Consider the following 13777-nt stretch of genomic DNA (forward strand, 5'->3'; position numbering starts at 1 on the left):
GGCCGTGAAACGCTCCAGCGCTGATGGTACTTCGTCTCAAGACGCGGGAGAGTAAGTCGCTGCCAGGTCTGCCAAATGCATGTCTAAATCTTCTCCAAACGAACACGGCCCGCACCAACGGGACCCGCAGGCCGCATCGACGAGAAATCGACCGCGGCCCTTTGCTTTGGAACTCGCAGGCAAGCCTGCACAATACTTGACGCGGGGTGGAGCAGCCCGGTAGCTCGTCAGGCTCATAACCTGAAGGTCGTTGGTTCAAATCCAACCCCCGCAACCAAATATCAACACTCCCGCGCGGACCCCGCCGGGAGTGTTTTTGTTTGGCGGCTTGCCCCAAGTTTGGCGCTTGAGCCAATTGATGAGGGTGCCCCAACTCGCCAGACAGCGTCGCCGCGATGGCGCCGCGCTTCGCCCCGGGCGTCAACACGATCTTCTTGATCAGGGTCCGCAGCGCCGGAGCGCCTCGGTCAGCTGCGCCACCTTCTTGGCGTAGACTGCCGAAATACTTGACAACAGGTCCGGCGAGTCTTGCTGGGTAGTGGCAAGCAGGTCGACCAGCTCGGCCTTGCGCGCCTCGAGCCTATCCATCTCCGCCTTCATACTGGCGTGGACCATGCCGGCCTTGATCGCCTCGATGACGCCGCGGATCTGCTTCTCCACCTTCATGAGCTTCCAGGCGTTGGCGTTGGCGCGGCGTTCGCGGTTGAGCCGGTTCGTTGCCTCGGCATAGGCGCGCAGCGCCGCCGCTGCTGCCTCCGGCGCCATCAGCCGGTCTTCGAGGCCGGCCAGCACCCGCTGCTCCAGCTCGCGCAATATCGGCCTGGTCGCGCGAGATGCGGTCGAGCGCCTCGGCCAGCACCAGCTCGAACCGCCCGGCTTGCGCGTCGCGCACCGACTGCTGGATGCCAGGCCTGAGCACCAGGCTGGCGCCGGAGATGCCGGCATCCTGATAGCTGCCGGCAATCACCCAGGCTTCACGCCCGGCATGGTCACGGCAGAGCCGCAACTGGTCCGCGATCGAGGCCTCCCGCTGCTGGTCGGAGGAATAGCGGGCGTAAAGCGCAACGCGCGTCGTCATGCGGTGGTCTCCCTTGCGGTCTAGCTGGTGTCGGGGATGCCGGGCCCGGCGCTGTCGCCCGGCGATGCTGCGTTGGCCTGGTCAGCGGGGCGGTTGTCGTTGGCGGCCTGTCGCGCCGCATGATGTTCCCGCGCCATTTGCCGGCCGATCAGCCGGGCGAGCGCCAGAATTGCTGGGTGGGGTCTTGCCGCCTTTTTCGCCAGGCAATCGGCGTCGGAGCGCCGCCGGGTGGCGGCCGTCATGTGGTCTTTAGCCATCACGATCCTCGCTTCCGTTGGTCGACCCGCCGCGAACCGAGCACTCGCCCGAGCCCATACCAGCACACGGAACCGATCGTCGAGCCGACCGTCGTGGCGACCACCATGGCCGCGAGGTCGGAACGGCGGGTCACGGCCGTGCCCAGCAGCATCAGCAGTATATAGGAGGGTATGATGGGGACGAACTTTTCCGCGACGGCCAGGCAGCTGACACCGGCGACGCCGAAGCCGAGCATCGCGATGATCGCGGAAGACATCTCCATGGTCAGCTCACAACGCTGACGGCAAGATGGATCGGTGCCGCATGATCCGATAGACCGATGCCGGCGGCAGGTTGCGCATGGTCCAGCCGGTACGCTCCGCCTTCAGGCCCAGGCGATCGAGAATTGCCTGCGGGACCGGGCAACGCGGGCCGTAGGTGATCTGATAGAAGGCCCCGCCCGGAACCATGCAGGCGAAAGCACCGCGGAGAATGGCAGAAGCCTTATCCGTAGGCATGGCGAGGATGCCCAGCCCGCTGATCACCGCGCCGACCGTCGCACCGGCATAGAGGCCGGTCGCCGTCAGTTCCGCCGCGTCCATGTGGAGCACCCGGGCGAGCGGAAAGCGGCGAGCCAGCAGGCGGGCGAAGGTCGCATCATATTCCACCAATGTGATGTTTTGCTCCGGCACGCCCCGCTCGAGCAGAGCCTGGGTGAAGGGGCCCGTTCCGGGGCCGAGTTCAAGAATTGGCCCAATTCCGGGCGTGATGTCCTGGGTCATCAGGGAGGCCACCGCACTGCCTGAGGGGGCGACGGCCGCCACGCGAAGCGGGTTGCTGATCCAAGCGCGGAGGAATGCCAGAGCATCAGAGACCGGCATCGCGGCCTCCCTTGATTGAGGATTGCTCGGCCGGAACGATACCCTGCGTGGTGGGCTGGTCGATGAATTGCGATAACATTCTCGGGTCATCCACAGTATGAGGGCTGTCACACATTCGCCATGAACGGGCGATCGAACGACCCCGCAGCTGCCTATGGTTCGCGGGGCGGCCAGATCGATCGTGAAACTGTGTCCCACGCACGGATTGCGGGAGCCTGTCACGCAGCGCTTCCGGCTTGTCGTTCGCCGGGAGACGCGGGCGAGGCCTCTGTAAGGTTGATGCAATGCAGGTCGAAGTTCGAAGCAATGTGGGCGGAACGGAAAGGCGGAGCGGGGCGATGCGCGTACAGCTGATAGAGGACAAGCCGGAGATGGTCTCGGCCCTGGTTTGCCACAACATGATCGTCGCCCATGTCTCGATTATCGCGGAGCCGACATGCGACCTGTGGTGAATATTGCCGCTTTGACCCTGGGGCGCGCGGCAGGAGCCGCGGCAAAGGCCACTGCCCCTGTCGTTGCGGGGGGCTCGTGCCCTTGACCTGGATCGCGCCGTCCGAACACTCGTCAATACTGCTCGTTCAGACCGCTGGCTGGCGTCGTCGCGATTGTCTTGCCCATCGTGGAGATGGCCGACGACAAGGTTCAACAGAGGACTGGAATTTGCCGGATCACAGGTCGTACCGTCGTTTCGGCGAAGCGTGTGAGATGGAGCGGGGCCGATTCAAGCGTACTTCGAAGACTTCATTGAGAGGACTTTGCCGCAGCATGTCGTCGCGGGTGGACGGCGCCACGACAGATACGACGGAATCGTGCTCGTCAATCACGAGAATTGCTCCTTTGGCTATCGCCAGAGGGCGCTACGTATGAGGGCCTGTACCCAAGAGGCAAGCATCGTTGGGGTGCGGGCATCAAATCAGCCGTACCGTGTCCGTAGGCGCGTCGTGCTCCATTTCCCTGGTTTTGAACCTCTCAGTGCGGTTGATCATCACGCGCGCTATAAGCGGTCGGCAGAGCAAACTGCAAGACTATGGAACGTCGCAATCGAAGTCGGCCCGATGTACGCGAATGGTCGCGACCGCTATTTCGACGTCGACAGCGAAGGTTCCGGATGGCGGACATCTAACCGCATCTATATCTTGGACCATAGCGACCTCGTTTCCCGATTGAACAAAAGGTCACTCTACAAGCGCCTAGGCTCGGGGTTTCTCAGCGGAGCCCGTGTCGTCATGGAAGGCGGCGCCAAGGGCTACTTCGCGCATGCGTGGCGTTTCGGGCTGTTTTTCATCTTTCCCTTTATGCTGGTGATCCTCGCCATCGCAGTAAGCGTCGCTATCGCTGCTTATCCGTATTGGATGAATCTTCAGCCCGTTCACTATGTTTTGAGTGCCGGCGGTGCCTGCATTTTCTTTATCTGCATATTTCTTCCGTGGTCGGAGAAATTTCACACGCTGCATCTGTTTTCTGACTGGGAGCTGGCGGTCGCTCTCGCGAGACTGAATGACCGCCATATTAATCGGTGGCTGCAAGCCCGTGTGGAATCTGTGCGGGCAGCGCTAAACGAGGAAGCTGACGAGTATTTGGTCAGCTCGCATAGCATGGGCTCCAGCGTGGCTGCTCATGTATTGGCGATGGTGCTGGAGGAGAAGCCGGGCGTGCTTAAGGGCAAGCGCATCGTGTTCGCGACCCTTGGGGGAGCCATCCCGCAGGTCTCGTTAATTAATTCTGCGACAGTATTGCGTAGGCGCATAGGCGCAATTGCCCGTGCACCGGAGATATTCTGGTTCGAGATCCACTGTCGGACAGACCCGATCCATCTCTACAAGACCCGCGTAGTTGCCTTGGCGGGGCATCACGATGCGGTTCAGCCGCGGGTTGTTACTATCCGTGTAAGGCACATGCTGTCCCCTGACCACTATCGGAAAATTAGATACGACCCGCTGAGGGTGCATAGGCAATACGTTCTGGGCGCGGATGTGCGTGCACCCTTCGATTTCACACTCATGACGGCCGGACCGCTTCCTGCAGCCTCTTTTGCCGATTTTTCGCGCGAAATGCTGCCCCAATTCTAGCACAAGGGCAACGCCTACAGCGCCGCTTTTGCTCTTGATGCTGCGATGCCTTTGTATTCGGCGTCGGAAGCGAAAATAGGATCCTAACAGAATCGAGTTGGAATATTCGATTGCTCCTATTGCTCCGGCCGCGACACGCGTCACCCGAACAACTGTTTCGCCTAAGCTGACGGCACTGCGTGCGCCTCATCAAAGGTTGTACATTGCAGCACGTTATCCCGCAGACGCTTGATCAGCCATCGGCCGGCTGGCCCTGGAGGGGTATCATGTCGATGAAGCGCATACATCGTCATTTGGTTGCCCTCAGGCCAGACACTACTCTGCACGTTGAGTTCGACCAGCCGGCCTGCCGAAAGGTCGCCCTGAATCATCCACATCGGCATACTTCCCCAACCCAGTCCACCTTTGAGGAAGGCATGCTTTGCGCCGAGGTCTGCAAGCCGCCAGGTCTTCTGGGCAATCACGCCGAATTGCTGCCCGTCCGAGAAAGAAGACCTGTCGGTGAGCACTAGTTGGACATACTCGGCAAGCTGTTTGCTGGAGAGCGGTCCGGGAGGCTGCGCGAGAGGATGGCCTGGTGCAGCGACGAGTATCAACCTGAATGCGAACAGATGCTCGAGCTCCACTTCCGGCGGGAAGAGCGGCACGACGCCCGAAACGGCAAATGAGCAGCGCTTGTCGAGAACAGGCTGGATAACCGCGCCAAGGCTCTCGACGTGGACCCTGAGTTGCGTATCAGGAAAGCTGGCCTCGAAATCGGTCACTGTGGACGTGAGGATCTCGATTGGGAACATCGCGTCGATCACAATTGAAACCTCAGGCTCGATGCCGCTAGCCAGATCCCTGGCTCGGGCCCGGAACTGGCCAGCCTGACGCAACACTGCCCGCGCTTCATTGGCCAGTGCCGCGCCGGCTTCGGTCGGAGTGGGGTAGCGGCCGATGCGTTCGAACAGCACTACCTTGAGCTGCGTTTCCAATCCGGAAATCGTCTGGCTCACGACGGACTGCGCCCGTCCGATCTTTCGGCCTGCCGCCGAGAAACTGCCTTCGTCGACTGCCGCAACAAGCGTTCGCATCTGATCGAGGGTAATCGATTCAATCATGCATCTGTCCTAACGATAGAAGGGGCTTTGTACCTTAGGTCACATCGATGCAGCTGTCACGTCCGGTTTTGGGAACCAAACTCGCCAACGGTAGATTGGGGCGTTGCGTCCACCTGCGATGAACTCGCACTCTCAGCTGGAGAACCCGCCGTTTCGCCGTCTGCTTTCGGCGCGCTGCAAAGATTGAGGAGGGGGTAAGCCATCGATATATCTGCAGGAAAGATAGATTGTATCGAGCAATATCGTCTACGCAGATTTATCCGAGCCATCTACTTTCGCGGTCATTGGTAACTCAACTCGCGGAAGGAATACGGATCATGAAACTTCTCCATGTGGACTCCAGCATCCTCGGCCCGGCCTCAGTCAGCCGCCAGCTCTCGGAGGCGATCGTAGCAGCCGAGCTGAAGGCTCATCCAGGGCTTGAAGTCGAGCGACTTGACCTGGCGACCCACGCGATCGGTCACCTGACAGGCCGCCATCTGGCTGCCGCTCAGGGCGCGGCACCCGAGACGCCGGCTCTGGCGGACGACGTCGCGGCCGGCAACGACGCACTTGAGGCGTTCCTTGCCGCAGACATCGTCGTGGTCGGCGCCCCCATGTACAATTTTAGCATACCAAGCCAGCTGAAGGCCTGGATCGACCGTCTCGCAGTTGCCGGCAGGACGTTCCGCTATACCGAATATGGACCGCAGGGCCTCGCCGGGGATAAGCACGTGATCATCGCTTCCTCGCGCGGCGGTTTCTATGGCGCCGAGACTGCGATGGCCGCGCTGGACCACCAGGAAACCTATCTGCGCAGCATCTTCAACTTCTTCGGCGTCAACGACATCACCTTCATCCGTGCCGAAGGTGTCGCGCTCGGCGACGAACAGCGCGAACAGTCGCTCGCCGCGGCCCGCGCCGACATAAGCAAGCTCACGCAAACTCAGAAACTCGCTGCCTGACAGCTGACTTACAAAAGAGGGAAACTCAAGATGAACAACGATGTCCTCCTGCTCACCGCACGCATCCTGCTTGCTATCCTGTTCCTCGTTACCGGGCTGGGTAAGCTCGCTGACCCCTCCGGGGTCGTCGGGATGCTCGGCAGCCTACACCTGCCGGCGCCGACACTACTCGCCTATCTAGTCGGCAGCTGTGAAGTCGGCGGAGCGCTGGCCGTTATTGCCGGTTACCAGGTCAGGACCGTCGGGCTGCTGCTCGCAGCCTGGTGTGTCGCCACCGCACTGATCGTGCACCTGCAGATGCCCATGGATCTCATGAAGAATCTTGGGCTTGCCGGTGGGTTCACACTTCTCGCCGCAACCGGTGCCGGCTCGCTGGCTGTTCGTTCAAGGCAGCGGGTTTCCGCCTAGTGAGCGCGAGATCCAATCGGACCAATCTAAATTGGAGTATCAATGCGATGACAAGCAATCTTGCAGTCGTACAATCGGTATCCGCTCGTGCCGAACGCAAAGTAGTCGAGCGAACCCGTGGATCGGGACGCGGTCCCATCGTCCGCCTGATGAGCCCCTCGGATCTCGGCCAGCTTCTGAAGCCCTTCGTTTTTCTTGATCTGGTGGATTCCGACTCTTCCGTCGCCCGAGGCATGAACCTTCATCCACATTCTGGAATTGCCACCGTTACCGTGCTCACCGAGGGCAATCTTCGCTTCGACAAGGGCAAATGGGGCACCGGGACGCTCGACTACGGCGGCGTGGAATGGATGCGTGCGGGCAGCGGGATCTGGCACGGCGACGAATATCAGTCGGGCAGCTCGCCGCGGTTCAAGGGTTTTCAACTCTGGGTGGCCTTGCCCGCGGCACTCGAAGCGAGTTCGCCCGAGTGGCAGTTCGTGGAATCGAAGCAGATACCCGAGGTTGGCCCGGCGCGTCTGATCGTCGGTGCCTATCAGGGCGAGGTCAGCCCCGTGCGCTCCTTTGACGGGATCAACTACCTGCTTGTCACCCTCGCTCCAGGTGAGGAGTGGGTCTACGAGACGCCCTTCGGCCACAAAGTTGGCTGGCTTGCCGTGTCGCACGGCAGCATGTCCGGTGAGGGCATCTATACCGCTGGCGACATGATCGTGTTCGACAGGAGCGATGCGGCAATCATGTTGCGCGCTGGTGCCGATGGCGCAACCTTCGTGCTGGGTTCAGCAGTGCCGCATCCGCACGACTTGGTCCTCGGCTACTACTCGGTGCACACATCCGAGAAGGCTCTGAAGGCCGGCGAAGCACGTATCGCTGAAGTTCGGGACCTTTATGCATGAGCCAAGCGTACGACATCTCCGGTCCTGTGGGCCGGAGATGTCGAAGCACGTCTTCGCCTGAGGGGGAGGCGAGTCGGAAGGCGTCGAACGGCTGATGGTGGCACGACAAATTTTCGGGAACGAAATGGCTGGTTTCCAGCCTTTTTTGTTTACGGCTGCGGTCCGCTTTTGCGGATACCCTTAACCGCCATGCAAGCTGCCAGGCCCACTGTCCTGGGCTGGCCTGACTTGCGGTACTTCGCCGACGATTCCAGTCTGACATTGCTCCGCCCTCCGGTCGCTATCGACGGCGAGATCGCACTTTCGGGTGGAGGCACTGATGGGGCTTTCGATGCCGGTGTTCTCGTCGGTCTTTCCGACACACGAACACGCTTTCAATTCTCGGCGGTGTCTGGCGTTAATACTGCCGAGTTAATCGCTCCTTTGCATTTCCTCGTCCCGACCTGCCAGAGCGCTCACGACGATCAATGCCAGTGGCATTGCTGTCACCCTGACCCGAGGGATGACAGCATCCTCCCGACATCCGAGCTGTTCGCAGGATCTTTCGAGCTTGTCGATCGTGAGTCGACGACCAGCCGCTGCGAACTTGCAGCCGAGAGCGCAGCGGGATCTTCGCATACTCTCAAGCTTCAGCGGACTTTGTGCGCTCCGTCATCAGTGGGGCGTGCGCAGGGAGGTTCGCGCAAGGTTGGGTTCACGCGCTGTCGCCTGAGGCGGTGCATCGGTGACGCGATCTGCGTGTATGAGCCAATCGCTTCCCTTCATCATCATTGCTTGGCTGACTTTGTTAAGCCGGCGCGTCTCTCCGTGCCGTCCACGCAGCAAAACGTCAGGCCGTGCCGTAGCGGCGAGAGTGGCCATACGTGTCTCTACAGGTCTACTTGGTCAGGAAGCGCATGCCCAGACCAGCGGCACCCAACAGCGTCTGCTCCTCATTTTGCAAGTGCCGCGCCCGGCGCGGTCGGGACACGGTCGCCTCAAATGCACCTGACCCACACTATGGCGACGCAATCTGCGTCCATCGCAGCTCGAACCGAGGTTGATAGCTCCAAATCTATCGTTTATCCAGATATATCTCATCTAATAATATAGTCTACTCCGATGCATCAATAGGCGTCATATCTGGGTTGCAAACACGGAGACAGCCACGAAAGCCGACCTCCGAAACAACCAACGCTCGAAAACAGGAGTATTTAAAATGACCAAGATCGCTCTCACCGCCGCCGCCGTCCTCGTCAGCATGGGTACTGCTTTCGCCGATCACGACGCCGCCCCGGCCAACACAAGCCGGCCGGCTGCCGCCAAGGTCGACAGCACACACACTGCCTCGATCAAGAAGTCGGACGTAGCTGTCCAGAAGCTTGAGGCCCGCGGCAGCGACCGCAACCTGTTCGGTCGCTGATCGGTCCAGTGCCTAACCTTCAAAGCGGCGGGCTTGTCCCGCCGCTCTGCATTTGACGGTGGAACGTCGAGCAAGGCCGAGGTCGGCATAGTTGGCACTCTCAGCCAGCCCGATTACGAGAGATCCTATAGTTCCCGCAGCAGTTCTGTTTCCCTGGCCTTGCCTGTTCGGTTCACGAGAATGATCGCCGCTGCGATGGAGACCAGGAGCAGCGTAAGCAACGCTACGAGGTAGGCCGCCGGGAAAAAGAGCATTTCTGGCGGTGGGTCGAACACGCCGGTCAGCAGTTTGACGAGCATCCAGGCCATGGTAAGGCCTGTGAGGCCCCCAAAGACAAGCCCGCCGGCGATCACGAGCAGTCCTTCGCTCCACAGGAAAGTGGCGATCTGCCCGGGTTTCGCGCCGATCGCCGACAGGATCGCAAAGCTGCGCTGGCGATCGACAAATCCCAGGCCCAGCATCAGTCCGGCCGCGGCGACGGCCATGCCAAGGGCGAAGGTAAGTTCGATTTTTGTCAGCCCCGACAGGTCGACCGCCGTCAGGCTGGAGCCGATGAGGTGTGCGGCCGAACCCACATCCTTGACCTGAAGTCCCGGATCGGCAGCGAGGGCCTTGGCGGCCGCGCGGGCCAGAAACGCCGGATCGGTCTCGGACTTCATCAAGACGTATTCGTTCGCCGCCGAACCAGTCGCCTGAGCGATGTAGGAAGCATTGGCGACCAGAAATGAATCCTTCGGTGCCGTCGGAAATTCGCGCACCACGCCGATGAAGGTGAACGGCACGGGATGGTATTGATTGTCGGCCGCGTTCATCAGCCTCAGATTGATCGTATCGCCGACCGTAAGCTGAAAATCCTGCACGGTCTCTTCCGATACGAGCACACCATTGGGTGTCTCGGCCAGATTGGCGAGCAGTTCTGAAGCGCTGCCGCCCGAGAAATAGGCATCCGAGAGTGCCGTTGCCTTGCCAATCGATTTCGGCTCGATGCCATAGAGATCCTGCAGGTCCGTGCCGACATAAGCGAAGCGGTGCTGCATGGGCTGGATTCCCGCCACGCCCGGAACGGCAGCCAGCAGGTCGAGCTTGGCTCCGGCCGGATTGGCTGCCGTGCCGAAGACGGTGACGTCCGCGCCGTTGGTCAGTTCGGCGTCTACACGCGCCTGGGCGTTGTAGGTCGTGTTGAAGACGGCGGTGGACAAGGCGAAGGACACGGCAAGCGCCGTCATGGCGATGCCGATCGTGATCCGGCCACTCTGATGCGACAGTGCGGCCGAAACGACTGGCGTGAGCCGTCCGGCAACGGGTCTGAGCAGCGCCTGCAGGGTTCGGCCGTTTCCGGCGATGACCATGCCGCACAGGCGTATCGTCAGCAGGACGGCGCCGATCCAGAAAAGCGCAGGCGCGATGAAGGCGCTGTAGTCGACGGCAGTGGCGGCCACGCCTTCGGGGGCAAGTACGACTTGATAGCCCGTGCTGGCCAACTGCCAGAAGAGCAGAAGCGAGCCGGCCAGCAACAGAACGTCGAGCCAGAGCCGCTTCCACAAGGAGGTACGGCCGCGACCTACGAGACGCCGCGCAGAACTCACGCTTCGCCCGCGCAAGTCGCGCCAAGCCGGATAAAGATATGCCGCCAGCGCCAGCAGCAATCCGGCAAGTGCCGACAGCGCAAGCGGTAGAGCCAAATTGAACGCGTTTGAATCGAACAGGAAATAGGAAAACAGCATCGCGGTTCCGACGCCGAGAGTCGCCCCGACGCCGCCAACCAGCATCGCCTCCGCCGCTTGCAAGCCGAGGATGCGACCAGCGCTTGCGCCCCGTACCCTCAGAAGAGCCTGTTCCGACTGGCGACGGCCAGCGCCAGTGGCCGTCACGGCGAAGGTCAAGATGGCAGCCAGCGTGACGCCTGGCACGCCGAGGAACAGAAACAGCACCGTCGCGTAAAGTGCGTCGCCACGCACGGCATCCAGCCGCGCCCCCAGATTGTTGGCCACCATGGCCAGCCCGGCTACGCGAGCTTCAAGATTCTTGGCCGCGCCCGCCACTTGGTTCCATGCCTCGGTGGGGCGTGAGGGCAATCCATCATGGTCGAGCCGGACATGAAATTGCACACGCGTGGTATCCGGGCGCGCTGCCTGCTGAGGGGCAAAAATGCGTTGCCATTCCGCCACCGGCAGGATCACCACATTGTCAGGCGGCGCCTGGGGCGCTGCCTGCGGTGGCAGGCCCACTGCCTGGAATAGTGCATCGGCGTCCGGAAGATCGACGACACCATCGACTTTGACGGTTTCCGGAGGCAAGCCGAGCCGCTTGATCGAAACGGTATCGCCGGGTGCGACGTGCAGGTTCGCGGCCGTCTGCTGTGCGAGCAGAACGCCATCGGCACTGCCGGCAAGAAGCCTGACTTCTTTGGGAAACTCTTTCAGGTAACCGTTATCGAAGGCGATCACCTTACCGGGACCCGTCGTTTGCACGGTGCCGCCGGCGCTTGCCTCCAGGCCAGCAGTACTGGCGTAAAGCACCTGTTGAATCGCGGAAACTGGAACTGCCTTGGCGATTGCCTCGCGGATTGCACCAAGATCCGCGCCGGGAACCGCTTCCACCTGCCAGTCGATCGGCACGCCGGCAATGGCCCGGCGCGTCATGGAACTGCTGCTGTCGGCGAGGAACATCGAGAGCGTACCGAGCAACGCGACCGTGACGGCGACGCCTGCGGCTACCCCGGCGAGGCGGCCAAGCCGGCAACGAAGCAGGCCGAGCAGCCAGAGCCTGATCATGCGCTTTTCCTTGCCGGCTTGGCATCGTTGCGAAGTTGTCCCGCATCGATCGACCAGCGCCTGTTGAGGCGTGCTGCCACCGTCTCATCGTGTGTGGCGATGACGAGCGCGGTATCGGTGTCGTCGATAATGTCCAGCACAAGATCCAAAAGGTTGGTCGCCGTGCTGCTGTCCAATTGACCGGTCGGTTCGTCCGCCAGGATCAGCCGAGCTCCCGTCACGAGGGCCCGCGCCATGGCCACGCGCTGGGCCTGACCGCCGGACAGCTCCTCCGGCAGCTTTTCGGACAGGTCCAAAAGTTCAAATTTGGCGAGGATTTCCCGCGCTCTGGCGGTTGCATCGACCTGCTTGTCCATCAGCAGCAGGGGCAAGGCGACATTCTGCACGACGGTCAGCGCCGGAAACAGGCTGGGGGCCTGGAACACGAAAGCTACCTTGCCGAGCAGCAGCTCATCGCGCGCACCCAATGCAGGCCAGGAAATGCTCCCGCTGGTAGGCGCATCGAGCCCGCCGAGAATGTGGAGAAGTGTGGTTTTGCCGCTGCCCGAGACCCCAACAAGCGCCGCCCGATCGCCGGCGTCGACGTGACAGTCGATGTCGATCAAGGCCGGCAGCGAGGCATTTCTTCCATTTGGAAAACTCCGGCAAATGCCGTTTGCAAGCACGAGTGGCTCATTCATTGATGATCTTCCCGTCCCTGAGATGAAGGATGCGGTCGGCGCGACTTGCCAGAGCTTCGCTGTGGGTGGCGAGCAGTGTCGTCTTGCCGGCCGCGCGACGCGCCTCCAGATGGAACATCAGGCGCGCTTCGGTCTGGCGATCGACCTCGGCGGTAGGTTCGTCGGCAACCAGCACGAGAGGATCGGTGGCAAGCGCAACGGCTAGGCCCGCACGAGCGGTCTCGCCGCCGGAAAGTTCCCGCGGATAGGCCTTTGCGCGGACGTCGAGCCCGACAGCACTAAGAAGCCCACCCAAGCGCGGACTGTCGAATGCGCCCGCCATCAGCATGGGCAGCGTTATGTTCTCAGCGACCGTGAGGTGCTGAAAGAGGTTTGCCGACTGGAGCAGGATGCCGAAGCTTGTGGCTCTGATGGCGGCGCGCTCCGCCTCCGGCCGACGCGTCATTCGTATATTCCCGACCTTCACATAGCCGCCGTCGGGCTCATCGAGCCCCGTCAGGCAGGAGAGAAGCGTGGACTTGCCGCTTCCCGAAGGTCCGACGATCGCAACCATCTCGCCAGGGGTCAGGGCAAGGCTCACCCCCCGCAGGGCTGCAGTCTCATCGTCGCCAACGTGGTAGAAGCGATAGAGTTCGTGGGCCTCCAGGACGACCATGGTCAGCGCCACCGGAACGACTCTGACATCAGCTTCCATTGGTCGACATTGTCTGCGCCGAGGGGGGCGTAGAGCTCCAGTGCGACCAGTTTGCCGTCCTTGAAATAGAGGAAGCGCTGATTCTCCAGCCGGACCTGCTTGTTGGTCACTTCATTGGGGCTCGAATTGGAGCTGTAGACTATGCGGATTGCGTTGCCGCCCGGCAATTTGACGGCTTTCACGCTATCGATCTTTACTGCCCGCTCTTGCTGTTCGAGCGAGCCGACATAGTCCTTCTTTACGCTGTCCACGGTCGGCGCTTGGGACATGTCCGATCGCGTCAGGACCACGCCGTCCAGCTTGTCTATGAAGCTCACCCCGTCGGCACGGTCGGTGCGCGCCCAACCCTCCGGGACTTTCAGCGAAAACCCGTCCTTCGGTGAAACGTAGTCGATAAAGACCTGGCTGTCGGGAATGTCGCCAGGCGGGTTCTTCTCGGCCGCAATGGGCTTCTCGGCAGCAAATGCCACATCGATCACCGGCACGGCGGGCGGCAGCGCGACGAGAAGACCAGCAAGGACCGAAGTTCCAATTGGCAGTGGTAAGGACATGAGATGTCTCCTTGCACGGCGGTCCGCCCCCGCTTGGTGCAACTTGACATCACGATCTTA

14 protein-coding genes, 1 tRNA gene and 1 pseudogene are annotated in these 13777 nt (G+C 61.4%); 6 read left to right on the forward strand and 10 right to left on the reverse strand.

What is annotated here, in order from left to right; translation table 11 throughout:
* Positions 1-200 precede the first annotated feature (200 nt).
* Positions 201-277: transfer RNA gene (locus M2281_RS26680), tRNA-Met, on the forward strand.
* Positions 278-438: 161 nt separating this feature from the next.
* Here M2281_RS26680 and M2281_RS26685 read toward each other — a convergent pair.
* The 5 genes and pseudogenes from M2281_RS26685 to M2281_RS26705 form a co-directional block, all read right to left on the reverse strand.
* Positions 439-813 carry a hypothetical protein gene (locus M2281_RS26685; protein ID WP_280824361.1) on the reverse strand — a complete coding sequence of 125 codons (375 nt, stop codon included), beginning with the start codon at positions 811-813 and terminating at the stop codon, positions 439-441.
* 55 nt (positions 814-868) lie between these two features.
* A pseudogene (locus M2281_RS26690) lies at positions 869-1078 on the reverse strand (recombinase family protein); the annotation flags it as partial.
* A gap of 20 nt (positions 1079-1098) precedes the next feature.
* A complete protein-coding gene (locus M2281_RS26695; protein WP_280824239.1) occupies positions 1099-1335 on the reverse strand; it encodes a hypothetical protein in 237 nt (78 codons plus the stop codon).
* Positions 1335-1598, reverse strand: a complete 264-nt coding sequence (locus M2281_RS26700; protein WP_280824240.1) for a DedA family protein — start codon at positions 1596-1598, stop codon at positions 1335-1337. Before M2281_RS26700 ends, M2281_RS26695 begins: the two co-directional genes overlap by 1 nt.
* A gap of 7 nt (positions 1599-1605) precedes the next feature.
* On the reverse strand, positions 1606-2196 hold the full coding sequence (locus M2281_RS26705) for a class I SAM-dependent methyltransferase (RefSeq protein WP_280824241.1): 591 nt from the start codon (positions 2194-2196) through the stop codon (positions 1606-1608).
* 755 nt (positions 2197-2951) lie between these two features.
* Here M2281_RS26705 and M2281_RS26710 point away from each other — a divergent pair.
* Positions 2952-4265 carry a hypothetical protein gene (locus tag M2281_RS26710; RefSeq protein ID WP_280824242.1) on the forward strand — a complete coding sequence of 438 codons (1314 nt, stop codon included), beginning with the start codon at positions 2952-2954 and terminating at the stop codon, positions 4263-4265.
* A 161-nt stretch (positions 4266-4426) separates the two neighbouring features.
* Here the strand turns inward: M2281_RS26710 and M2281_RS26715 are convergent, their stop codons facing one another.
* The gene (locus tag M2281_RS26715; RefSeq protein ID WP_280824243.1) at positions 4427-5368 is read right to left on the reverse strand and encodes a LysR family transcriptional regulator; all 942 of its coding nucleotides are present in this window, start codon (positions 5366-5368) and stop codon (positions 4427-4429) included.
* 317 nt (positions 5369-5685) lie between these two features.
* Here M2281_RS26715 and M2281_RS26720 point away from each other — a divergent pair, with 317 nt between their 5' ends.
* The 4 genes from M2281_RS26720 (at position 5686) to M2281_RS26735 (ending at position 9018) form a co-directional block, all read left to right on the forward strand.
* Complete coding sequence (locus tag M2281_RS26720) at positions 5686-6312, forward strand: FMN-dependent NADH-azoreductase (protein WP_280824244.1); 627 nt, start codon at positions 5686-5688, stop codon at positions 6310-6312.
* A gap of 30 nt (positions 6313-6342) precedes the next feature.
* Positions 6343-6720 carry a DoxX family protein gene (locus M2281_RS26725; protein ID WP_280824245.1) on the forward strand — a complete coding sequence of 126 codons (378 nt, stop codon included), beginning with the start codon at positions 6343-6345 and terminating at the stop codon, positions 6718-6720.
* 47 nt (positions 6721-6767) lie between these two features.
* Complete coding sequence (locus tag M2281_RS26730) at positions 6768-7616, forward strand: pirin family protein (protein ID WP_280824246.1); 849 nt, start codon at positions 6768-6770, stop codon at positions 7614-7616.
* Positions 7617-8814: 1198 nt separating this feature from the next.
* On the forward strand, positions 8815-9018 hold the full coding sequence (locus M2281_RS26735; protein ID WP_280824247.1) for a DUF680 domain-containing protein: 204 nt from the start codon (positions 8815-8817) through the stop codon (positions 9016-9018).
* A gap of 125 nt (positions 9019-9143) precedes the next feature.
* Here the strand turns inward: M2281_RS26735 and M2281_RS26740 are convergent, their stop codons facing one another.
* The 4 genes from M2281_RS26740 to M2281_RS26755 form a co-directional block, all read right to left on the reverse strand.
* Positions 9144-11792: an ABC transporter permease gene (locus M2281_RS26740; protein WP_280824248.1), complete on the reverse strand. Its 2649-nt coding sequence runs from the start codon at positions 11790-11792 to the stop codon at positions 9144-9146.
* Positions 11789-12397: an ABC transporter ATP-binding protein gene (locus tag M2281_RS26745; RefSeq protein ID WP_280824249.1), complete on the reverse strand. Its 609-nt coding sequence runs from the start codon at positions 12395-12397 to the stop codon at positions 11789-11791. Before M2281_RS26745 ends, M2281_RS26740 begins: the two co-directional genes overlap by 4 nt.
* Before the next feature lie 67 nt (positions 12398-12464).
* Entirely contained in the window at positions 12465-13166 is a 702-nt protein-coding gene (locus M2281_RS26750; RefSeq protein WP_280824250.1) for an ABC transporter ATP-binding protein, read from the reverse strand.
* On the reverse strand, positions 13130-13717 hold the full coding sequence (locus M2281_RS26755; protein ID WP_280824251.1) for a hypothetical protein: 588 nt from the start codon (positions 13715-13717) through the stop codon (positions 13130-13132). Before M2281_RS26755 ends, M2281_RS26750 begins: the two co-directional genes overlap by 37 nt.
* Between the last annotated feature and the right edge of the window lie 60 nt (positions 13718-13777).

The organism is Pseudaminobacter soli (ex Li et al. 2025) (assembly GCF_029892515.1).
GTDB lineage: Bacteria > Pseudomonadota > Alphaproteobacteria > Rhizobiales > Rhizobiaceae > Pseudaminobacter > Pseudaminobacter soli_A.